Source organism: Arthrobacter sp. MA-N2 (assembly GCF_000517125.1).
Classification (GTDB): Bacteria; Actinomycetota; Actinomycetes; order Actinomycetales; family Micrococcaceae; genus Arthrobacter; species Arthrobacter methylotrophus.
Genome location: NZ_KI912155.1, coordinates 2,444,770 through 2,465,938, shown reverse-complemented (window position 1 = coordinate 2,465,938; position 21,169 = coordinate 2,444,770). Strand labels below are relative to the sequence as shown.

The following is a 21,169-nucleotide window of genomic DNA, read 5'->3' as shown; positions in this document are numbered from 1 at the left end:
GAGAATCTGAACCCGGAAGGAGCCGTCCGTGTCAGCTCAAGCAGCGACCTCCGTGGGAGCCACGGCTGGGGCGTCCGTCACCCTGTTTTCGTGTTTCGCGGGAATGGGGGCGGGCCTCGTGGAGCTTTCGATCGCATCAAGCTACATTTCGAGCCGGGGATCGCTCATGTGGGCGGGCGGCATCTTTGCGGTCTGGGGCCTGGCGCTGCTCGCCAGCTCGATTGCCAGTCTCCAACGGGGGCGGCTCCGGTTCCGTAAACCGACAACCATAGGCCTCTTCGTGGCCGTGCTCGTGCACGTCGCCGTGCTCGTGGCAGGCATTGCCCAAGGAGTACTCGACGGCGGGCATCTGGCAGCCTTGTTCCTGGTCCTCATGGCCCTGGGATCCTCTGCGTGGCTCGCCAGAAGATTCCGCGACGACGCTGGCGGAGACGACGCCGGTGGAGCAGCCGCGCCCCCACGGACGGGTGCGCTCTTGGCGGCTGCCTTCGCCGCCGCCGTCGTTGTCGCAGCAGTGACGACGCCGGGACTCGCCGCTTCGGTGGCCGGTCAGCATGCCGTCCCGCATGGAGGGCATTCCCTGCCAAGCGGCCACAACCACTAGACGCCCCCAGCGACAGTTGCGGCGAGAATCCCTCCCGTTCCAACATTAACTCCCGGATGCTCGCTCAGCTATGAAGCCAAAAAACGGAACCCTCCTGCAGATCTGTGAATTGATCTGCAGGAGGGTTCCTTCCTTTGGCCGTATTTGTGAACGAGCGTCGGCTGTCTTCGCTTAGTCGATCGCCGCCATGAGTTCGACCACCCGGTCCAGGAAAGCGTCAACTTGTGCCTCTTCGTAGCCGTCGTGACCCTTGGCCGCAGAGAATGAAGCACGGCGGACACTATCGACACTCAGTGGTTTGTCATTTTCGAGGTACCCGATAAGGGAAAGGCACAAGGCATCAACCTCGGCGATGTTGTAGCTACGCGCCCGCTTTTTCTCCGGCCGGCGGAAGCGTTCGCCGTCCGGTCTGTGCAAGCGGCCGCGCAACACCCCGGAAAGTTTGCCGATTTTGAGCAGCCAGGCCTCCTCGCCTTCGGCGGCTATCAACTCATCACGTTCACGGCGCGCAAAAGCGTCTTCGAGGCGATCCAGCGCGGCGTCCACAGCAGCAGCGTCATAGCCGCCCTTGACGGGATCGAAAGAAACAGCACGGACATCGTTGCTGCCGATCCTCTCCGAGGTCCCGGCCTTGTTTTCGAACGACAGCCGGGCGAGCTGGAAGAACTGGTCAACCTGCTTTGCGTTGTAGCCGTATTTGCTATGCTCCACACGCTCAAATGCTGCGGGGATCTGGCGACGAATGTCCACTGCCACTGTTTTCCTTCTGGGTGGTTGTCAGGCGCCGCTCAACAGCGCGAAAAGAATAAATGCTGTGGGAGCCGCGAAGACGATCGAGTCCAGGCGGTCCATGACCCCGCCATGCCCGGGGAGAATGCTGCTCATGTCCTTGACGCCAAGCTCCCGCTTGACCATTGATTCAGCGAGGTCGCCTGCGGTGGCCGCCGCGACCATTCCGACGGCAAGAACCACGCCAACCCACCACGGCCTACCCAGGACGAAAATGCTGGCAAGGACACCGATGACCACGGCACCGCCCACCGAGCCTCCGAAACCCTCCCATGTCTTCTTGGGGCTGATCTTGGGAGCCATCGGGTGCTTGCCGAACAATGCGCCCACGAGATAACCAAAAGTGTCATTGGATACCACCAGCAAGAACATCACGGCAATCTGCCAGGCGCCTGCCGGAACTTGTCCACCGGGCCAGGGACCCGCCGTCGTCGCTCCCCCGCCCACATGGAGGGGCAAGATGGCGAAGCTGATCAGAAAGGGGACCCAGGCAAGTGTGAAAATTCCCGCAAAGACGCTGCGGGGCGCCCCGGCTGCGCTTTCAAGCGAGCGCCACAGCAAGACGGCCGTGCTGCTGAGCACCATCGCAAAAAGCAGGCTTTCGGGACCGCCGAAGTAGGCTGCCAGCGGCATGGCCACCGTGCCAACCAGCACGGGGACAATCGGCATCCGCGTTCCTTGGCCTTCCAGAGCCCGGAAAATCTCCCACACCCCGAGCACCGCGAAGGCCGTCGTCAAGAGAACGAAGCCCAACGGCAGGAACAGCAGCCCCCCGAGAACCGCAACGAGCATGGCAAGCCCGACGCCGATGGCCGCCGGAAGATTCCGGCCGGCCTTGGGCGTCGGGTTGCCGCGTTGGCGCCTGGCGCGTGTGGGAATTCCCCGCGCGGGCGCCGGCTCAGCCTCGCTCATCAGACCTCGAGCAGCTCGGCTTCCTTGCGCTTGAGAAGCTCGTCGATACCGTCGACGTGTGCCTTGGTGAGGGCGTCGAGTTCCTTTTCGCCACGGGCACCTTCGTCTTCGCCGGCTTCCCCGTCCTTGACGAGCTTGTCCAGGGAGTCTTTGGCTTTGCGTCGGATGCTGCGGATGGTAACCTTTGCGTCTTCGCCCTTGCCTTTGACGATCTTGACGTACTCCTTGCGGCGTTCCTGGGTCAGCTCGGGGATGGTGATCCGGATGACGTTGCCGTCGTTGGATGGGTTCGCACCCACCTCGGAATCGCTCAAGGCCCTTTCGATATCGCGCAGTGCGGTCTTGTCATAAGGGGTGATGAGAATGGTCCTGGCGTCCGGAATTGCGAACGAAGCCAGCTGCTGCAGCGGTGTGGGGGTGCCGTAATATTCCACGATCACCTTGCTGTAGAGCCCGGGGTTGGCGCGACCAGTACGGATGGTCGCGAAATCCTCCTTGGCCACCTCAACCGCCTTGTCCATCTTTTCCCCGGCTTCGAGCAAGGTTTCTTCGATCACGGTTTCTCCTCAGAAATAGTCGCGCCCCGTCCACGGGCCGCGATGCACAATAAATTTCCGCCCCTGCAGGCGGAAGAGTCCTAGAAATATCCTAGCCCTTGCTAGGGAGTGACCAGGGTGCCCAGTTTTTCGCCGAGGATGGCGCGGGTGACGTTCCCTTCGCCTTCCATACCGAAGACCACCATGGACAAATCGTTGTCCTTGCACATGGTCATGGCGGTCTGGTCCATGACGCGGATGTCACGGCGCAATGCGTCGTCGTAGCTGAGCCTTTCGAGCTTCTCGGCCGAGGGATCCTTCTTGGGATCCGCCGTGTAGACGCCGTCCACACCGCTCTTTGCCATCAGGACGACGTCGGCGTGCACTTCGAGCGCGCGCTGGGCGGCCACGGTGTCAGTGGAGAAATAAGGAAGACCTGCGCCCGCACCAAAGATAACAACGCGGCCCTTCTCCATGTGGCGGATGGCGCGGCGCGGAATGTAGGCCTCAGCCACCTGGCCCATGGTGATGGCGCTCTGGACGCGGGTCTCAACGCCCGCTTGCTCCAGGAAGTCCTGAAGGGCCAGACAGTTCATCACCGTGCCGAGCATGCCCATATAGTCGGCTCGCGAGCGGTCCATGCCGCTCTGGGACAATTCGGCTCCCCGGAAGAAGTTGCCGCCGCCGACCACGATTGCCACCTCGACTTCGGAAACGGCTGCGGCAATCTGCTTGGCGATAGCGCGGACGGTTTCCGGGTCTACACCGAGCTTTCCGCCGCCAATGACCTCGCCGGACAGCTTCAGCAGCACGCGGCGTCGGGACTTCCCGGGCTGGATTGCAGTGTTCTCGGTTTCCATGGTGCCTTCCCGTTGATGGACTCTGGCTAGATTATCTTGCTGAGGGGCGCGGCAGAAAGCTGCTCACTGTAGATACGCTCGGCGCGTGCCTGCCGGGCGCACGGGCCGTTGCATGCAAAAGGGGCGGCCACCGCGGTGGCCGCCCCTTTTTAAATCTGACTAGTTTCCGACGCGGAAGCGGGCAACTGCAGTTGCCTTGACGCCAGCCTCTTCCAGGACCTGTGCAACGGTCTTCTTGGAGTCCTTGGCGAATGCCTGGTCCAAGAGAACCTCACCCTTGTAGAAGCCCGTCACGCGGCCTTCCACGATCTTCGAAAGGGCGGCTTCCGGTTTGCCTTCGGCCTTGGCGGTCTCTTCGGCGATGCGACGCTCGGACTCGACCAGTTCAGCCGGGACGTCTTCGCGGCTCAGGTAGTTTGGAGCCATGGCTGCAACGTGGACTGCGACGTCGTGGGCTGCGGTAGCAGCGGCGTCGCCCTCGCCCTCGACGGCGAACAGGACGCCGACCTGGGCCGGGAGGTCCTTGGAGGTCTTGTGCAGGTAAGCGTCAACCGTGCCGCCTTCAATGCGGGCGATGCGGCGGACAACAACCTTCTCGCCGAGGACGGCGCCTTCTTCGACGACAACCTCGGAAAGGGGCTTGCCGTCGACGTCGATGGCCAGCAGGGTCTCGAGGTCGGCAGCACCGGACTCGACAGCGACGGCCAGGACCTTGTCGGCCAGCTGGATGAATTTGTCAGCCTTCGCGACGAAGTCGGTCTCGCAGTTGACCTCGATCATTACGCCGACGCCGCCCGTGACCTTGGCTGCAACCAGGCCTTCCGCGGTGGAGCGGCCTTCACGCTTGGTAGCGCCCTTGAGACCCTTGATGCGAATGATCTCGATGGCCTTCTCGGCGTCGCCGTTGGCCTCGTCAAGAGCCTTCTTGACGTCCATCATGCCGGCGCCGGTGCGCTCGCGCAGGGCCTTGATGTCAGCAGCAGTGTAGTTCGCCATGTGAACCCCTCTGTCTAGAAATTTATGTGTTTACGGACTGACAGGACGGCAGCCCACCGTGTGGGCCGCCATCCTGTCAGTAGTTCCCTGCGCCGATATCCGGCGTCGGGAAGGTCCGGATTTACTTGTCTGCTTCGGCTTCGCCGGCCGGTGCTTCAGCAGCAGCCGGAGCTTCGGCGGCCGGGGCTTCAGCAGCCTCGGCAGCCGGGGCTTCGGCCTTGCTGCCTTCGAGGAGCTCGCGCTCCCACTCAGCCAGCGGCTCTTCCGGTGCCTCTGCAGCACCGGTTGCGCGCTGGTTACGAGCGATGAGGCCCTCGGCAACAGCGTCGGCAACCACGCGGGTCAGCAGGTTTACGGAGCGGATGGCGTCGTCGTTGCCCGGGATCGGGAAGTCAACTTCGTCGGGGTCGCAGTTGGTGTCCAGGATGGCAACAACCGGGATGTTCAGCTTCTTGGCTTCGTCAACAGCCAGGTGTTCCTTCTTCGTGTCAACAACCCACAGAACGGAAGGAGCCTTGGTCAGGTTGCGGATACCACCGAGGTTGGTTTCCAGCTTGGTGAGTTCACGCTTGAGGAGCAGGAGCTCCTTCTTGGTGTAACCCGAGCCTGCGACGTCCTCGAAGTTGATCTCTTCGAGTTCCTTCATGCGCTGGATGCGCTTGGCAACGGTCTGGAAGTTGGTGAGCATACCGCCCAACCAACGCTGGTTGACGTACGGCTGGCCAACACGGGTAGCCTGCTCAGCAATTGCTTCCTGGGCCTGCTTCTTGGTGCCGACGAACAGGACGGTGCCGCCGTGGGCGACAGTAGCCTTGACGAACTCGAAGGCGCGGTCGATGTAGGACAGCGACTGCTGAAGGTCGATGATGTAGATGCCGTTGCGCTCCGTGAAGATAAATCGCTTCATCTTCGGGTTCCAACGACGGGTCTGGTGTCCAAAGTGGACGCCGCTGTCAAGCAGCTGGCGCATAGTTACGACGGGCATGCCGACGCTCCTTCCGGCAGGTCATTCATGAGAGAGCCACACGGGCCGCTCTTACCCTGCCAATAGTTGACGGTTAATAGCCGGACCCGAACGGGCCTTGGCTCCTGGCATCCATTGCACTTCTCATCCGGCCAATGACTCGCCGGACCGCAAGAGGCACAATCCTCCGCAGCGTTGAATCCATGGGGATTCGCAATTGGAGGGTTGGATACGCGTAGTCAGTCCGGAGCCCCCGCGCAACTGAATGAGAAGCGCTTCTGAACAAGCTTGAGGGCACAGCAGACTGCTCCACCAAGTGTACTACAGCGCCTTCAGCCTCATGACCGCGATGCATGAGGTTTAACTTCGATGTTCCCGCTGTTTTCGCTCCGTTTTTCCACATAGCCAAACGTGCCACTTTCGGTACCCACGGAGCTGACCAAGGCTTGATCCATGAGAATGGTAAGCCTCCTAGCCCATCTACTCGTGACTCTGGCGTTGGGTGCAACACCCGCCGGTGCTGCGCCGAATTCCGGCTCAGCCGCTTCAACCAGCACTCGCCCGGACTGGGTGTGGCCGCTATCCCCCAGGCCCACGGTCATGCGTAGTTTCGATCCACCGGACAAGCCCTGGCAAAGCGGGCACCGCGGCGTGGATTTGCAAGCAGCCATCGACGGCGCCACGGTCGCCGCTCCTTCCGGCGGAACCGTGAGCTTCGTGGGCGTCGTGGTGGATCGGCCGGTGATCACCATCGACCACGGAAGCGGGCTACGGAGCAGCTTTGAGCCCGTGAGCAGCGAACTCAAAGAGGGCGCTACGGTCAACAAAGGTCAAGCGATCGGGGCGGTGAAAATGGGCCATTGCTCCGCGTCGCCGTGCATCCACTGGGGTGTGCGGCGCGGGGAAGACTACGTCAACCCGCTTGCCTTCGTCACGGATCTTCGGCCGTCGGTGTTGCTGCCAATAGAGCTGCCGTCGTCAGACGATGGCCGAAATCCCCGTGATGGCCCGCCCCGTGACGAGGGTGTTGATTTCGTGGGTGCCCTCGTAGGAATAGATCGCCTCGGCATCGGCGAAGATCTTGGCCATCTCATAGTCAGTGACAATACCGTTGCCGCCCAGGATGCCCCGGCCCAGTGCGACACTTTCTCGCATGCGCGCCGTGGTGAAGGCTTTCGCCAACGCGGATTGCTCATCCTTGGCCAGTCCGGCATCCTCAAGCTGGGCCAGGCGGACCATCATGCCCATGGAGGCGACTGTGTTGCCCAGGATCTGCACCAACTGTTGCTGCACCAATTGGAACGAAGCCAAGGGCCTCCCAAACTGCGTCCGTTCAACGGCGTAGCGGCGAGCAACGTCGAACGCTGCAAGCTGCTGCCCCACAGCCTGCCACGCGACCGAGAGCCGCGTGACTTTGAGGACCTTGTTGGTATCCCTGAAGCTATTGGCGTTGGCCAGCTTGAAGAAGTCCGGGACCACCACGTTTGCGAGCGTGATATCGGCGTTTTGGACGGTCCGCAGCGAAATCTTGTTCTCGATCTTGCTGGCTTTGAATCCCGACACGCTCGTGTCCACCAGGAAGCCCTTGACCTGGCTGTCTGCGACGTCGCGTGCGAAAACCACTACCCAGTCAGAGAAGGTGGCATTGCCGATCCAGCGCTTGGCTCCATTGAGGATCCAGTTGTCTCCTTCGCGGCGCGCAGTGGTCCGGGTCCCGCCTGCGACGTCCAAACCTCCCAAGGGCTCGGTAAGTCCAAAGGCGCCGATCTTCTTGAGGGCGTAAATGTCCGGCAGCCAGGCATCCTGTTGCTCTTGAGATGCCAATGCCTCGATGCAACCGGTGAACAAGCCGTCGTGAACGCCCATGAACGTGGCAATGGAGGCATCGGCGCGGGTTGCCTCAGCATGGACGAGGCCTGCGAACACATTGGAATAGCCCTGCCGCCTTACCGGGCTGACCAGATCGATCTCGGCCAGCTTGGGGATCAGGTCCATAGGGAACTCCCCACGGTTCCAGCAATCCACGGCAATCGGCTTGACCTCACGGGAAATGAAAGCCCGAATCTCGGCCAGCCGGTCCTGTTCCTTGCCCGTGAGCAGCTGCTCAAAGCCATAGAAGTCACCATCGGCGTACGGGAGGTTCTCAAGGTCGATTGCTAGCTTGGACATGGCACTCCTTTGCGTAAGTTACTGGTGAGTAACATACAGCAATGGCAGCCCTCCACACAAGCAACCAGATGCATCAGGAATGGCAGAGGGCATCCTGGGAAGTGCCATGGTCCGCGGCTGAAACAATCCCCGTTAACCTCCGGGTTTCCGTGTGTTTGCCCTTTACGCGGCTCCCTCCCGGCCCGCATCCATAGCTTGGCAGGGACATCGTTTCCCCAATCCAAGGACGATTTTCAATGCCTGTTACACCCAACAAGCCCAAGCGCACCTCCGTGGTATTAGTGGGAGCGGCCTTGCTGCCTTCACTCTTGCCTCCGTTGCCCTGCCGGCATCCGCTGTTGAGGAGAGCGAAGCACAGGCCCCGGCCGCCGGATTCACTGTGAAGACGTTTTCCCCGGTCGGCGCTGAGTCAGCACCTGACGACATCACGCGGATGGGCGACTCCGTGTACGTCTCGTTCCATAATGACGTTGGTCCCTTGGGCGAGGCCTCCGCGAACGGCGCCACAGCCAGCACCGTTCAGCAGTTCAGCGTCGACCGAAAACCCGGCAAGTCCTGGCAAGTCACGGGCAAGGTTGATGGTCTTACGGCTGATCCGGAACACCACCGTCTTCTCCTCACCGCCAGCGAGGATGGCAACTCAAGCTTCTCAACCCTCAGCCCGGACCCGGCGAAGCCGCTGACTACGTACACATATTCGGGCCTCACCCACGGTGGTGGCACCGATGCCGTATCTGTCGTGAACGGGAAGATCCTGGTCAGCGCTTCAGCGCCGGCTGATACTTCCGGCCCGGCCGCCTATTCCGTAGCGTTGGAAGGCACCACCGCCAAACTGACGCCCGTCTTCGGCGACAGCGCTACGGCTACCGCAGCCAATGGTCCCCAGGCTGGAAAGACAACCACGCTTGGCCTCACGGACCCGGACTCCAACACCCAGGTTCCGGCCTCCGCTCCGCGGTTTAAGAACTCCTTCATGCTTGACGCGCAGGCGGACCGGCAGTTGATCTTCACCTCCAACCCGGGCGGCGGTGACGAGGACAAGCAGGATTCGCAGGACGGCAAGTAACGTCACGCCGCCCCTGCAGGGGCAACCCGAAATCACCGTGCGACCCGCCCCGTCGCCCCCATGGCGCGTTCGGCCGGGTAGGGGCACTATGGAGGGATGAACGCTCCCAGCGCCGACAGTCCGGCGGAGGGTGGCTCCGCTGGCTTCGGGGCCGGCCTGCACCCGTGGAGCCGTTATGTGGCCCTAGGGGATTCGTTCACGGAAGGCGTGGGAGACCCGGAACCGCGGAGCCCGGGGGGTCTGCGGGGCTGGGCAGACCGGGTAGCGGAAGAACTGAGTGCCGGACACGAAGATTTCGCCTACGCGAACTTGGCGATCCGTGGACGGTTGCTCCACCAGATCCTCGATGAGCAGGTCGGCCCGGCCCTGGCCCTGAAACCGGATCTGATCACTGTCAATGCCGGTGGCAATGACTTGATCTTCCACAGAAGCGATCCCGACAAACTTGCCGCCCGGATGGACGCCGGCGTGGAACTCCTGGCCTCTACCGGTGCAACCGTTGTGTTGTTCGCCGGCCCGGACTGGGGCGCTACGCCGGTGTTGGGACGGACCCGCACCAAAGTCGCCATCTTCAACGAGAACTTGCGCACGATCGCCGCGCGCCACGATGCGGTCATCGCCGATCTCTGGGCGCTGCGCCAACTCACCCACCCACGAATGTGGGATCCGGACCGGCTGCATTTCTCCCCACTGGGCCAGCACACCATCGCCATCATGGTGCTCGATACCCTCAACGTTCCCCACACCTTGGAGCCGATGACACCGAAAGACCTGGCCGGGCGCACCTGGCGCGAGGCAAGGGCCGATGACATTGTCTGGGCACGGGAGCACCTGTTCCCGTGGGTCCTGCAACGTATCAAAAAAGGGATCCCCGACGACGGGCGGCACGCAAAGCGGCCGGATCCAGGCCCTGTGTTTGGCACCTGGATGCCGCCCGGTACGTTCGTCGGAAACGATCCCGAAAGCTAATGGCGAGCTCTTCTGCGCGGCAGATCTACTTCCTCTCGCCGAAGAATTCCTGTCATCTGCTTGACCTCAGGCGTAGTCTAAACAGAATTCACTTTCGGGAAGGCCTTGCAGGAAGGCGGTATTCACCAGCGTGAGCATCAAGGACGAATGGGACCGGCTCGATTCCGGAACCCGAACATGGCTACTTGAAAATCCGGCATGCGTTGTCCTGCCGCCCGCCATGTCGGCCAAGTTCAGCAAGGGCGCGCACGGCGACATTGAGTGCGACCCGCGTGGTCAGGTTGTCGTCTCCCGGGACGACCACGATTTTATCCGCGAGAAAGCGGAGGCCGCGGGAACAATCCGTGTTCCCGCGGGCGAATATCGGTTCTTCGACACAGCGCCCTTGCCCGTTATCAGGAAAGCCCCGCCTGGAATGCGCGCTGCAGCTTGGCCGGATAAGGCCCATTAAGATCAGTTGCTGCCTTCGGCCGAGCCGCGTACCTTTCGAACGATGACCTTCCGGATTTGGCTCCGGAAGGTCAGGCTCCTGCTCCGGCTGACCACGATCACCGAGCACAAGGCCGTCAGCAGGACGACCGTTCCGCCCACTGCCACGGCCCAGCGCGCACCGAATTCAGTGCCGATCCACCCCATGAGCGGAGCCCCGACAGCAGTCCCGCCCTGCATAACGGCCATATACAGCGCCAGCACACGTCCCCGGAATTGTGGCTCGGCCGAGAGTTGGATGCTCGTATTGCAGCTGTTCAGGAAAGTCATCGATCCGATGCCGACTGGAATCAGGGACACCGCGTAGAACCAGAACGACGGGGACGCACTGCCAACGAGGGTGAAGAAACCCAAACAGATGGCCCCGCCCAGCAGGAAGCGCATCCGCGGGCCGGACCTTCGGGCTGCCAGCAACGCCCCGGCGAGCGTCCCTACCGCCATGATGGAGCCCAACAGGCCGAACTCCCCCGGGCCCATGCCGAACTCCGTGGTGGACATGAGCGCATTGGTCACCGGGAAGTTCATGCCGAAGGCTCCCAGAATCCCGACCATGCAAAGGATGAGTATGAGATCCGGGCGCCTGCTGACGTAGCCGAAGCCCTCGAGAACCGGATGTTTCCCGTTGCCTGCCGGCACCGCCGGGAACAGGGCGGACGGCCGAATGCGCCACAAGGACACGATGACAGCGGCGAAACTGGCCGCGTTGAGCAGGAAGACCGGTCCCGTGCCGATCCAGGCAATCAGCACCCCGGCAATGGCTGGTCCGGTGAGCCGGGCGGTATTGAAGGAGGCAGAGTTGAGTGCCACGGCGTTTGCAACATGTTCCTGCCCCACGAGCTCGGAGACAAAAGCCTGGCGTGCCGGCCCGTCAATGGCGCCGGTCACCCCAAGGCACAAAGCAGCCACATACACCTGCCACAACTGCGCCGAGCCGGTCAGGACCAGAAGCCCAACCAGCAATCCACACAAGCCCATGGCCGACTGCGTCCAGCGCAGGATCACCAGCTTCCGGTACCGGTCCGCAAACACACCCCCATACGGTCCGAGCAAAAGCATCGGGAGGAACTGCAGCCCCGTCGTGATACCGACGGCCGTACCGGAATGATCGGTCAGGACCGTCAGCACCAGCCAGTCCTGAGCGACCCGCTGCATCCACGTGCCGATGTTGGACACCAATGCCCCGGACGCCCACAACCGGTAGTTGCGGTTCTCCAGTGCCCGGAACATGGCGCTCATCTTGCGCTCATCTCCTGCAGGATGTGCGCCGCTTGGCTCAGCGTCCGGCGCTCTTCCTCGCTGAGTCCCGCAACCCGCTGAGCCAGCCAGGCGGTCCGCTGGCTCCGGGCCTCCTCCAGGACTTCCTCGCCGGCTGAAGTGATCCGGATCTGGATCTGGCGGCCATCCACGGGATCCGCCGAACGCGAAACAAATCCCTTGTCGGTCAGCGAATTGACGATCCGGGTCATTGACGGCGCCTGGACATGCTCCCGCTCCGCCAGCTGGCGGAGCGTCTGGGACCCGCTCCGAAGATGGGCCAGGACCGTGTACTGCCCCGGCGTCAGTACATCACCGCTGGCCTCGATCCGGAGCCGCCGTGATGTGCGCATCACGGCAGTCCGCAGCTCGATCGCTAGGACATCCGGGCGTATACCCTCCCCGGGGTGAGTGAAATCCGCTTTGGCCTTGGTCATAGATCCTCCCGAGCCGCAAGACGCCATGGTTAGCGACGCTAATTAGCAATGCTAAACATATTCTGGTCTATTCGTGAAAGTCATGAAGATGGTTATGGAGGCCATGACGGGTCGCCGGCGGCCGAAGCGGCCCCACCCCTGCCCTGATACCGGTAATCTCGAGAAGGTCGTGGGAAAGACTGGCCTGATCGCGGCCCCGAGGCGGAGCTCTGCCCGGTGACCCTGCCATATTTGGTGCCAACCGCACCCTATTTCCGGCATACCAAGAGAGTGGAAGTATCTGATTTATGTCTCGTAAGGTCGCATACCAAGGAGAACCGGGCGCAAATTCAAACATCGCCTGCATGCAGATGTTCCCGGATCTGGAATCGGTGCCTTGCCCCAGCTTCGAGGACACCTTGGACTTGGTCAAGAGTGGAGAAGCGGATCTCGCGATGATTCCGATTGAAAATTCAATCGCAGGACGGGTCGCGGACATCCATGTCCTTCTCCCGGAATCCGGACTCCACATCGTTGGTGAGCACTTCCTCCGCATCCGCTTCCACCTGCTGGGGATCCCCGGAAGCAAAATCGAACAGGCGCGTGAAGTTCACAGTCATGTGCACGCGCTGGGCCAGTGCCGAAAGCTGATTCGATCGATGGGGCTGAAACCCGTAGTGGCTGGCGACACCGCGGGTTCGGCGCGGGAGGTTCGCGATTGGAATGACCCTTCCAAGGTATCCCTGGCTCCTCCGCTCGCCGCGAACATCTACGGCCTTCAGGTGCTAGCGACAGACGTTGAGGACGACCCGAGTAACACGACCCGCTTCGTTGTCCTCTCGAAGGAACGCCGAGAACATTCCCCCGAAGAGAACCAGGGGCCGGTTATGACAAGCTTCCTGTTCCGGGTCAGAAACGTGCCTTCCGCCTTGTATAAAGCTCTGGGCGGCTTCGCTACGAACGGCGTGAACATGACGCGTCTTGAAAGCTACATGGTTGGAAATGAATTCGCCGCAACTACTTTCATGGCCGACGTCGAGGGGTCTCCGAGCGATGATTCAGTACGCTTGGCGCTTGAGGAACTCGAATTCTTCACCGACGAGCTGAGATTGCTCGGCGTCTATCCCGCTTCTCCCTACCGGGCCAAGTCCCGCACTATTCCTGACGCCGGACGGACCAAGGGCAGCACGGATTTCCTGTCCTGAAAAAGCCCCTGGGCGAACCGTCGCCGCCATGCCGTGTCGCGAGCTCGCGGCGAACCTTTTGGACCGCCCGAATTCTTCTGCGATCGGGTGGCTGACAGCAATCATCTAGAAGATTCCGACCCGTCCGGCTTCAAGTGGTCCAAGTGTGGGGTGCTGGCCCTTCAGCACGTCCATTGTGCCGCCTTCTTCGGTGTGCACAACCACGTGTTCCTGCACAAGCCACGTGTGCCCGAATTTCAACCGAGTTCGAGGCTTCATCCTCGACTATTCGAAGCATGCCGGTGGACAAGTGCATGGTCGAATCGATGACTTGGCCGCGGGTTTCGGCCCATCGTCGTGCCACCTGGCTGGCCCCGTGCTGCCGGGAGCACCGGGCCCGTCGTCGCTGTCCAGCGCAACGGCCGAGCTCTCGGCGAAATCGGTGTAGTGGGCGAATCTTGCTCCGGGCCACCTGTGCGGGACTTTCGACTCTGGGCAGCACGGCAGGGCCGGAGTCCGATGTAACCATGACTGCAGGGACCGAACCATCCACCCGGTGGCCCACGATTTCCAAGGACATCTCCGGTTTTCCTGTTCCGCCGAATCTGGTGGATTACGAGGCGGCGTGCGCCCGTTTCTCTTGGGATCAAGCCCGGCGCACCATGACTGGGCTGCCCGGTGGACGGGGCATCAACATCGCCTACGAGGCGGTGGACCGCCACGCCGCGGGTGAGCACGCCGGCCGCGAGGCACTTCGTTTCGTCCGTGCCGACGGCAGCACCCATTCCATCAGCTTCGCGCAGCTTGCTGGGCAGACCAACCGCTTTGCCGGCGTGCTGCGAAGCTTGGGAATCGGACGCGGGGAGCGTGTCTTCTCGCTGATCGGCCGAAGTCCGGCCCTTTACATAGCAGTGCTGGGCACATTCAAGAACGCCAGCGTTTTCTGTCCGCTGTTCTCAGCGTTCGGCCCCGACCCGGTCCGTCAGCGGCTGCACTTGGGATCGGGCCGGGCTCTGGTCACGACGCGGCAGCTGTACCGCAGGAAGATCGCGCAGATTCGCGACTCGCTCCCGCAACTAGGACATGTCCTGCTAACCGACGCCGACGGCGACCCGGAACCGGGCACCCTTGACCTCGCCGCCCTGATGCGGGAAGCCGCGCCGGACGGGGAGATTGCCGCGACGCAGGCCGAGGATATGGCTCTGCTGCACTTCACGAGTGGCACGACAGGGACACCCAAAGGGGCCATCCACGTGCACGACGCCGTCACCGCCCACTATGCAACCGGCAGCTTTGCATTGGACCTGCATCCCGGGGATGTCTACTGGTGCACGGCTGATCCCGGTTGGGTCACCGGCACCTCTTATGGTGTGATCGCGCCGCTCTCGCACGGGGTGACGAGCATCGTGGACGAGGAGGAGATGGACGCGGACCGGTGGTACCGGATCCTCGCGGAACAGCATGTGACTGTCTGGTACACGGCCCCTACTGCTCTGCGCATGCTGATGAAGGCCGGCGCGGAGCGCGCCGAGGGCCACGATTTGTCTGCCCTGCGCTTCGTCGCCAGCGTGGGCGAACCGCTCAACCCGGAGGTCGTGGTGTGGGGGCAGGAGGCCTTCGGCCAACCGGTGCACGACAACTGGTGGCAGACCGAAACGGGCGGGATCATGATTTCCAACTTCGCATCCACGGAGATCCGGCCCGGTTCAATGGGACGGCCACTGCCCGGCGTCGAAGCTGCCTTGGTGGAGCGCGATGACCAGGACGAGCCGGTTGTCCGGGATGGCGAGGCGGTTCTCGTGACGGAGCCTGACACAGTGGGCGAACTGGCACTCCGGCCCGGCTGGCCTTCGATGTTCCGGGGATACCTGCACGAGGACGAGCGCTACCGCCGTTGTTTCGTAGGGGGCTGGTACCTCACCGGGGACCTCGCGAAAAGGGACGCCGACGGGTACTACTGGTTTGTCGGACGGGGCGACGACGTGATCAAGTCCTCGGGGCATCTGATCGGCCCGTTTGAAGTGGAAAGTTCCCTGATGGAGCACGAGGCCGTGGCTGAGGCCGGAGTAATCGGCGTCCCCGATCCGGTGGCCGGAGAGGTTGTCAAGGCCTTCGTGGAACTCCGTCATGGCTGGGAACCTTCCGAAGCCACGCGAATGGACATCATTGGTTTCGCCCGCAAACGACTGGGTCCGGCGGTGGCGCCGCGGTTGCTGGACTTCACTACCGCGCTGCCCAAGACTCGCAGCGGCAAGATCCTCCGACGCCTGCTCAAAGCCCGCGAACTTGGCCTGCCTGAGGGCGACACCTCAACCATCGAGTCCTCTCCCGAAGCCTCCCCTCAGAATGCCTCAGCTGAGGACCGGAAGTGACCGGCCCCCTGTCCCCGGCGCACCACGGCCTGGATCCAGAGCACGGCCGGCACCTGCTGCTGCAGATGCTCCGGATACGCAAGCTCGAGGAAAAGTGCGTCGAGCTCTATAGTGCCGCGAAGATCCGCGGGTTCCTGCATGTCTACATCGGAGAGGAAGCCGTGGCGGCGGGCGTCCTGGATACCCTGTCCCCGGAAGACGCCGTCGTCGCCACCTACCGGGAACACGGCCATGCCCTGCTCCGCGGCGTCGAAGCGGGGGCGATCCTGGCTGAAATGTACGGCTGCCTGGAAGGTTGCTGCCGCGGCCGCGGCGGCTCGATGCACCTCTTCGACGCCGCCACGCACTTCTACGGAGGAAACGCGATCGTGGCGGGCGGGCTGCCACTCGCCGTCGGGCTCGCCCTGGCGGACAAGATGGCCGGACGCTCCAACGTCACAGTGTGCTTCTTCGGCGATGGCGCCGTGGCGGAAGGCGAGTTCCACGAAAGCCTCAATCTTGCCGCTCTCTGGCAGCTTCCAGTGCTGTTCTGTTGCGAAAACAACCTCTACGCCATGGGTACTGCGTTGGGCCGCTCGGAATCACAGACAGATATCGCCCTCAAGGCTGCCGGCTACGAGATCTCGGCCTGGGCCGTGGACGGAATGGACGTCCTCGCAGTCGAGGAAGCGGCCCGCCGCGCCGTGGACGCCGTGCGCTCAGGCGGCGGCCCGCACTTCCTGGAAATGCGCACTTACCGTTTCCGCGCCCACTCGATGTTCGACCCCGAACTGTACCGTGAGAAGGCCGAAGTCCTGAAGTGGCAGGAGCGGGACCCGATCACCCTGCTCCGCAGGAGCATGGAAGCGGCGGGCCAGCTTGCCGGGGAAGAGTGGGCGCAGCTGGAGTCGGCCGCCGACACGGAAGTCGCCGCCGCCGTCGACTTCGCCGAAACGGGGACGCTGGAGCCGATTGAGGAACTCACGCGCTTTGTCTACAGCGACCGGAGGACGCCATGAAGTCCAGCTACCGGGAGGCCCTCCGGGCTGGGATCCGCGATGCGATGCAGCGTGACCCTGGCGTGTTCCTGATGGGCGAAGACGTTGGGTCTTACGGCGGATCGTTCGCGGTGAGTCTGGGGTTGTTGGAGGAATTCGGCCCCGAGCGCATTCGGGACACCCCGCTGTCCGAGTCCGGCTTCGTCGGCGCCGGCATCGGCGCTGCGCTCGGTGGGATGCGGCCGATCGTGGAGATCATGACCGTCAACTTCAGCCTGCTCGCCCTGGATCAGATAGTGAACAATGCCGCGTGCTTGCTGCACATGTCCGGCGGACAGTTCCACGTGCCGCTGGTCATCCGGATGACCACGGGGGCAGGCCGTCAGCTGGGTGCCCAGCATTCACACAGCCTTGAAGGCTGGTACGCGCACATCCCCGGGCTTCGCATCCTCGCCCCGGCCACCCTCGAGGACGCCCGCGGCATGTTGTGGACGGCGCTTGAGGACCCTGATCCGGTACTGATCTTCGAGCACGGCTCGCTCTACAACGTCACCGGCGAACTCGACGACAACGCCGGCCCGGTGGACATCGACACCGCTGCGGTCCGGCGCACCGGTAATGACATTTCGCTGATCACCTATGGCGGGACGCTTCCCGTCGTTCTCGACGCAGCAGAGCAGCTCGCGGGCGAAGGCATCGACGCCGAGGTGTTGGACCTGCGCACGCTCCGGCCGCTCGACGACGCCACGATCCTCCAATCCGTGGCGCGGACGCACCGGGCAGTCGTGGTGGACGAAGGCTGGCGCAGCGGGAGCATCTCGGCGGAAATCAGCGCCCGGATCACCGAGAACGCGTTCTTCGACCTGGACGCCCCCGTGGGCCGGGTCTGCAGCGCCGAGGTCCCGATCCCCTACGCCAAGCACATGGAACTGGCCGCTCTGCCCTCCGTAGAGCGGATCGTTGCCGCGGCCCGCGAGGCGGTAGGAACCCGTGCCTGATTTCCTGATGCCTTCTCTCGGGGCCGACATGGAGCACGGCAAGCTCGTCGAATGGCTGGTCAAGCCCGGTGATTACGTCCGCCGCGGCGATCTGGTAGCCGTCGTAGACACCGACAAGACCATCATGGACGTGGAGTCCTTCCAGGAAGGCGTGGTCACGGAACTCCTGGTCGGTATCGGCGAAACGGTCCCGGTGGGCACACCATTGGCCCGGATCACACAGACCCCGGCAGAGACTGCTACCCCAGCCCATGCAGCGCCGGTCGCCAAGACGACGGCCAAGGCGGGCCTTTCGAAGGCGGCTGCGCCGATACCGGCTGCCCGGGAAGCTGTTGAGCCACACCCGAAAGAAGCCGCTTCAATCGCACCACCGATCCGGCACCTCGCGCACCGGCTGGGGGTTGAGACCGTGAAGATCCACGGCACCGGCCGGGGCGGGGCAATTACCCGGGCGGACGTCGAACAGGCCGTCGCCGCCCCCTCCCGAAACCGTGTCCGGTCTTCCCCCCGCGCCCGTCGGCTCGCGGCCGAACTCGGCGTCGAACTGGCCGCCATCAGCGGCACCGGCCCGCAGGGCGCCATCACCGAGGCCGACGTCAACCGCGCCGAAGCCCCGGCGCCCGAGAGCCCTTCGCCCTCCACACAAGCGACCCCGAAGCCTGCATCGGAAGAACCGGCCGCGGGGAAGCTTTCGGATGCGGGCGAGCGTGTGGCCAGCCTCCGTCGCGCCATCGGCGCCCTGATGTCCCGCTCGAAAAAATCCATCCCGCACTACTATCTGAGTGCCACCTTGGATTTGCGGGCTGCCGTCGACTGGATGCAGTCCGTTAACGCCGAGCGTCCTGTGGCCGCCAGGCTCGTCCCCTCTGCCCTCCTGCTCAAGGCCGCGGCCCTTGCGGCCAGGGAAGTACCGGAAGTGAACGGTTTCTATGACGACGACGGGTTCCGGCCGAGCGACTCGGTTCACCTCGGCGTCGCGGTGGCACTTCGCCAGGGTGGCCTTGTGGCACCCGCAATCCACGACGCCGACACACTGCCCGTTGAGACGCTGATGGAGAAGCTGCGGGACCTCGTCAGCCGTGCGCGTTCGGGTCGCCTGCAGCGTGCCGAAATGGCCGATCCCACCCTCACCGTGACCAACCTCGGGGACCTCGGGGTCGAGAGCGTCTATGGCGTGATTTACCCCCCGCAAGTCGCGATGGTCGGCTTCGGCCGAGTGATGGAACAACCCTGGGCGCAGAACGGCATGCTCGGGGTGCGCCACGCGGTCATTGCCACCCTCTCTGCCGACCACCGGGTCAGCGACGGCATGCGCGGTGCCCGCTATCTCGCGCGCATCGAAGAACTCCTGCAGAAACCGGAGGAACTATGAACGAGCAGGAAGCCCGCATGGCTGCCCAAACCGCCATCGGCAAAGTCGCACCGGACGTTGACATGGCGGACGTGGACGAGGATTCCCGACTGCGGCAGGACCTTGAACTTGATTCCCTCGATTTCCTGCGGCTCGTGGAAACCATCGACACGGACACCGGCATCAACATTCCCGAGCGCGACTATCCCGCGGTGGCCACCATCAAAGGACTCATCGCATACCTTGCCGCGCACGGCTGAGCGCCGCGCCGGAGCCCTCGGGACGGACTCCGGCGGGGCTCAGTTTCCCCGTGTGGGGTCTTCGTCCCGCGGTGTCGCCGCCGTCGATGACGAAGTCGGCTCCTGTCCTGTCTTCCGCCGGCCAGCGTCATGTGGGCTGCAGAACAGGGCCTTTGTTCTCTGTCGAGGTACCGCGACGGAGGATCTACTAAACACAACGGGAGATTTAGGTTCAAGATATGGCGAAGTGGACGTGGTTCTCATGGGCAAACTGATCCGGTTGCTGACCCGAACGGCAATGATGGCAGGGGACCAGATCCGCACTCCCCCGTTATCCGGCGGACCACAGGATGATGACCAGCGGGCGAGAGTTCTCGACACTGCGGTCATTCATTTCGCGGCGAGCGGCTTTGCCACCCCTGGCCTCGCGGAGATCGCCCGTACCGCAGGCCTCGCTACCGATGACATCCTTGCCCTCTTCGGAGACGAAGAAGGGCTGCGCCGGGCATGCGACGACCACGTGCTCGAGGCCGTAGTGGGGTGGGCCCGCGAAAAAGCCACACTTGAGGGCATGCGAGAGGTCATGCGTTCCTACCAGGCTGACCCCCGCAACTATCAGGCCCAGATGGCCTACCTCGGACGCGTCGTGGTGGAAAACACTCCTGCTGCCCCCCGGTTCATAGACGTGCTGGTCGATGAGAGCGAAGCGATCATCAGGGCCGGCATCCGCGATGGCACCATGCGCCCATCCGATGACCCACGAGCACTCGCCGTCCTGACTGCGACCACCGTACTGGGCTTGATAACCATGGCCCCGCACATCGAAAGGGCCCTCGGGCTGCCCGCGTCACAGCAGCAGATGCTGCTCCGTCTGGCACTGCCGGCCCTGGAGATCTACACGCACGGCCTGTACACCAACGACTCTTACCTGACACTAGTCCGCGGCGCCGTCTCCGCCCTCCAGCAGACACAACAAGAGGAGCAAACACCCGGAACCGGATCCCCGAAGGCCCCATCCCAAGCAGACAGCAGCTGAGCGCACCGCCACTATCCAGCGCCAAACCAAAGGAGCATCACATGGAACGAGTCATTGACAAAGTAGCCTTGGTCAGCGGGGGTGCTCGCGGCATTGGAGCCGCCGTGGCATCGCGGCTGCACGGCGAAGGGGCAAAGGTCGTCATAGGCGACATCCTGGACGACGAGGGAAAGGAGACCGCGGAGCGCATGGGCTCCGGCGCGCTATACGTTCATCTCGACGTGACCAGCCCGCAGGACTGGCAGACAGCGGTGAGCGCCGCCGTCGAAACCTTCGGAGGCCTGAGCATTCTGGTGAACAATGCAGGAATCGTGAACTTCGCCTCCATCGAGGACTACACCCTGGAGCAATGGAATACCGTCATCGGCGTGAACCTGACCGGCACGTTCAACGGGATCAAGGCCGCGATCCCGGCCCTGAAACAATCCCGGGGCGGCTCGATCATCAACATATCCTCGATCGCCGGGATCCGCGGCTACGAGCAAATCCCCGGATACACAGCCTCGAAATTCGGCGTACGCGGACTGACCAAGAGCGCCGCACTGGACTTGGGCCGCCATGGGATCAGGGTCAACTCCGTCCATCCCGGAGTCATCTCCACCCCGATGACGGCCGACATGCCGATGGACATGAGCCACGTGGCACTTGGCCGCCTGGGTCACCCAGGAGAAGTCGCGGACCTCGTCCTGTACCTGTCCTCCAACGAATCATCCTTCGTCACCGGAGCCGAGTTCGTGATCGACGGTGGCGACACCGCAGGGACCGTAACCCCACCCGAGGACCAGGAAACAGGCGTCATGGGCAGCCTGCCGGAGGGCCAGCTCAAAGAGACCCCGCCCCTGGCCACGCAGCCGCCCGACACATCGTCCTGATACCTCCATATTTTCGATGTTGGAAAGGTCCCAGAGTGCCCGGCCGCTGAACTACCGGATTACGCCCAAGCCGTAGAGGAGGCCAGCGGCCGGTCACCCGGCCGTCACGGCATGAA

The 21,169-nt window shown here is 63.2% G+C and carries 21 protein-coding genes and 1 pseudogene; 13 read left to right on the top strand and 9 right to left on the bottom strand.

All coding sequences use genetic code 11. The features are described from left to right. Window positions 1-28: 28 nt before the first annotated feature. Window positions 29-604 (top strand): hypothetical protein, encoded by a 576-nt coding sequence (locus A3M3_RS24900; protein ID WP_231497249.1) that lies wholly within the window; start codon window positions 29-31, stop codon window positions 602-604. A gap of 171 nt (window positions 605-775) precedes the next feature. Here A3M3_RS24900 and A3M3_RS0112185 read toward each other — a convergent pair whose 3' ends face one another. The 6 genes from A3M3_RS0112185 to rpsB form a co-directional block, all read right to left on the bottom strand. Further along, the gene (locus A3M3_RS0112185) at window positions 776-1,360 is read right to left on the bottom strand and encodes a DivIVA domain-containing protein (RefSeq protein WP_028266565.1); all 585 of its coding nucleotides are present in this window, start codon (window positions 1,358-1,360) and stop codon (window positions 776-778) included. A gap of 21 nt (window positions 1,361-1,381) precedes the next feature. Beyond that, complete coding sequence (locus tag A3M3_RS0112180) at window positions 1,382-2,305, bottom strand: phosphatidate cytidylyltransferase (protein ID WP_028266564.1); 924 nt, start codon at window positions 2,303-2,305, stop codon at window positions 1,382-1,384. After that, window positions 2,305-2,862 carry a ribosome recycling factor gene (gene frr / locus A3M3_RS0112175; RefSeq protein ID WP_028266563.1) on the bottom strand — a complete coding sequence of 186 codons (558 nt, stop codon included), beginning with the start codon at window positions 2,860-2,862 and terminating at the stop codon, window positions 2,305-2,307. Before frr ends, A3M3_RS0112180 begins: the two co-directional genes overlap by 1 nt. A gap of 101 nt (window positions 2,863-2,963) precedes the next feature. Further along, entirely contained in the window at window positions 2,964-3,701 is a 738-nt protein-coding gene (gene pyrH, locus A3M3_RS0112170; RefSeq protein ID WP_028266562.1) for a UMP kinase, read from the bottom strand. Between the two features lie 159 nt (window positions 3,702-3,860). Continuing rightward, on the bottom strand, window positions 3,861-4,697 hold the full coding sequence (gene tsf, locus A3M3_RS0112165) for a translation elongation factor Ts (RefSeq protein WP_028266561.1): 837 nt from the start codon (window positions 4,695-4,697) through the stop codon (window positions 3,861-3,863). Between the two features lie 121 nt (window positions 4,698-4,818). Beyond that, window positions 4,819-5,682, bottom strand: coding sequence for a 30S ribosomal protein S2 (rpsB, locus tag A3M3_RS0112160; RefSeq protein WP_028266560.1), 864 nt, complete (start codon window positions 5,680-5,682; stop codon window positions 4,819-4,821). Window positions 5,683-6,114: 432 nt separating this feature from the next. Here rpsB and A3M3_RS27470 point away from each other — a divergent pair. Further along, window positions 6,115-6,627, top strand: a pseudogene (locus tag A3M3_RS27470) (M23 family metallopeptidase); the annotation flags it as partial. A gap of 12 nt (window positions 6,628-6,639) precedes the next feature. On the opposite strand, the gene A3M3_RS0112155 reads toward A3M3_RS27470, so the two are convergent. Next, window positions 6,640-7,830: an acyl-CoA dehydrogenase family protein gene (locus tag A3M3_RS0112155; protein WP_028266559.1), complete on the bottom strand. Its 1,191-nt coding sequence runs from the start codon at window positions 7,828-7,830 to the stop codon at window positions 6,640-6,642. 379 nt (window positions 7,831-8,209) lie between these two features. Here A3M3_RS0112155 and A3M3_RS0112150 point away from each other — a divergent pair, with 379 nt between their 5' ends. From A3M3_RS0112150 to A3M3_RS26975, 3 genes are all read left to right on the top strand, one after another. After that, a complete protein-coding gene (locus A3M3_RS0112150) occupies window positions 8,210-8,896 on the top strand; it encodes a hypothetical protein (RefSeq protein ID WP_028266558.1) in 687 nt (228 codons plus the stop codon). 96 nt (window positions 8,897-8,992) lie between these two features. After that, a complete protein-coding gene (locus A3M3_RS0112145; RefSeq protein ID WP_028266557.1) occupies window positions 8,993-9,865 on the top strand; it encodes an SGNH/GDSL hydrolase family protein in 873 nt (290 codons plus the stop codon). A 130-nt stretch (window positions 9,866-9,995) separates the two neighbouring features. Next, complete coding sequence (locus A3M3_RS26975; RefSeq protein ID WP_051423145.1) at window positions 9,996-10,316, top strand: hypothetical protein; 321 nt, start codon at window positions 9,996-9,998, stop codon at window positions 10,314-10,316. Window positions 10,317-10,318: 2 nt separating this feature from the next. Here the strand turns inward: A3M3_RS26975 and A3M3_RS0112135 are convergent, their stop codons facing one another. After that, window positions 10,319-11,590, bottom strand: a complete 1,272-nt coding sequence (locus A3M3_RS0112135) for an MFS transporter (RefSeq protein WP_028266556.1) — start codon at window positions 11,588-11,590, stop codon at window positions 10,319-10,321. Beyond that, window positions 11,587-12,045, bottom strand: a complete 459-nt coding sequence (locus tag A3M3_RS0112130) for a MarR family winged helix-turn-helix transcriptional regulator (RefSeq protein WP_028266555.1) — start codon at window positions 12,043-12,045, stop codon at window positions 11,587-11,589. The genes A3M3_RS0112135 and A3M3_RS0112130 overlap by 4 nt, the downstream gene beginning before the upstream one ends. A 287-nt stretch (window positions 12,046-12,332) precedes the next feature. Between A3M3_RS0112130 and A3M3_RS24890 the strand changes: the two genes are divergently transcribed. From A3M3_RS24890 to A3M3_RS24880, 8 genes are all read left to right on the top strand, one after another. Next, a complete protein-coding gene (locus tag A3M3_RS24890; protein ID WP_051423144.1) occupies window positions 12,333-13,229 on the top strand; it encodes a prephenate dehydratase in 897 nt (298 codons plus the stop codon). Window positions 13,230-13,735: 506 nt separating this feature from the next. Further along, a complete protein-coding gene (acsA, locus tag A3M3_RS0112115) occupies window positions 13,736-15,580 on the top strand; it encodes an acetate--CoA ligase (protein ID WP_028266554.1) in 1,845 nt (614 codons plus the stop codon). Beyond that, a complete protein-coding gene (gene pdhA, locus A3M3_RS0112110) occupies window positions 15,577-16,578 on the top strand; it encodes a pyruvate dehydrogenase (acetyl-transferring) E1 component subunit alpha (protein WP_051423143.1) in 1,002 nt (333 codons plus the stop codon). The genes acsA and pdhA overlap by 4 nt, the downstream gene beginning before the upstream one ends. Next, window positions 16,575-17,555 carry an alpha-ketoacid dehydrogenase subunit beta gene (locus tag A3M3_RS0112105; RefSeq protein ID WP_028266552.1) on the top strand — a complete coding sequence of 327 codons (981 nt, stop codon included), beginning with the start codon at window positions 16,575-16,577 and terminating at the stop codon, window positions 17,553-17,555. The genes pdhA and A3M3_RS0112105 overlap by 4 nt, the downstream gene beginning before the upstream one ends. A gap of 7 nt (window positions 17,556-17,562) precedes the next feature. Further along, on the top strand, window positions 17,563-18,927 hold the full coding sequence (locus tag A3M3_RS0112100) for a 2-oxo acid dehydrogenase subunit E2 (protein ID WP_231497248.1): 1,365 nt from the start codon (window positions 17,563-17,565) through the stop codon (window positions 18,925-18,927). Next, on the top strand, window positions 18,924-19,166 hold the full coding sequence (locus tag A3M3_RS0112095) for an acyl carrier protein (protein ID WP_028266550.1): 243 nt from the start codon (window positions 18,924-18,926) through the stop codon (window positions 19,164-19,166). Before A3M3_RS0112100 ends, A3M3_RS0112095 begins: the two co-directional genes overlap by 4 nt. A gap of 226 nt (window positions 19,167-19,392) precedes the next feature. After that, entirely contained in the window at window positions 19,393-20,181 is a 789-nt protein-coding gene (locus tag A3M3_RS24885) for a TetR/AcrR family transcriptional regulator (protein WP_051423142.1), read from the top strand. 41 nt (window positions 20,182-20,222) lie between these two features. Then, window positions 20,223-21,053 carry a glucose 1-dehydrogenase gene (locus tag A3M3_RS24880; protein WP_081736785.1) on the top strand — a complete coding sequence of 277 codons (831 nt, stop codon included), beginning with the start codon at window positions 20,223-20,225 and terminating at the stop codon, window positions 21,051-21,053. Window positions 21,054-21,169 lie beyond the last annotated feature (116 nt).

Coding starts and splice junctions, on each gene's coding strand:
- A3M3_RS0112180 (WP_028266564.1), bottom strand. CDS start 2,305: ATGAGCGAGGCTGAGCCGGCGCCCGCGCGGGGAATTCCCACACGCGCC.
- pyrH (WP_028266562.1), bottom strand. CDS start 3,701: ATGGAAACCGAGAACACTGCAATCCAGCCCGGGAAGTCCCGACGCCGC.
- tsf (WP_028266561.1), bottom strand. CDS start 4,697: ATGGCGAACTACACTGCTGCTGACATCAAGGCCCTGCGCGAGCGCACC.
- rpsB (WP_028266560.1), bottom strand. CDS start 5,682: ATGCCCGTCGTAACTATGCGCCAGCTGCTTGACAGCGGCGTCCACTTT.
- A3M3_RS0112155 (WP_028266559.1), bottom strand. CDS start 7,830: ATGTCCAAGCTAGCAATCGACCTTGAGAACCTCCCGTACGCCGATGGT.
- A3M3_RS0112145 (WP_028266557.1), top strand. CDS start 8,993: ATGAACGCTCCCAGCGCCGACAGTCCGGCGGAGGGTGGCTCCGCTGGC.
- A3M3_RS0112135 (WP_028266556.1), bottom strand. CDS start 11,590: ATGAGCGCCATGTTCCGGGCACTGGAGAACCGCAACTACCGGTTGTGG.
- A3M3_RS0112130 (WP_028266555.1), bottom strand. CDS start 12,045: ATGACCAAGGCCAAAGCGGATTTCACTCACCCCGGGGAGGGTATACGC.
- A3M3_RS24890 (WP_051423144.1), top strand. CDS start 12,333: ATGTCTCGTAAGGTCGCATACCAAGGAGAACCGGGCGCAAATTCAAAC.
- acsA (WP_028266554.1), top strand. CDS start 13,736: ATGACTGCAGGGACCGAACCATCCACCCGGTGGCCCACGATTTCCAAG.
- A3M3_RS0112105 (WP_028266552.1), top strand. CDS start 16,575: ATGAAGTCCAGCTACCGGGAGGCCCTCCGGGCTGGGATCCGCGATGCG.
- A3M3_RS0112100 (WP_231497248.1), top strand. CDS start 17,563: ATGCCTTCTCTCGGGGCCGACATGGAGCACGGCAAGCTCGTCGAATGG.
- A3M3_RS0112095 (WP_028266550.1), top strand. CDS start 18,924: ATGAACGAGCAGGAAGCCCGCATGGCTGCCCAAACCGCCATCGGCAAA.
- A3M3_RS24880 (WP_081736785.1), top strand. CDS start 20,223: ATGGAACGAGTCATTGACAAAGTAGCCTTGGTCAGCGGGGGTGCTCGC.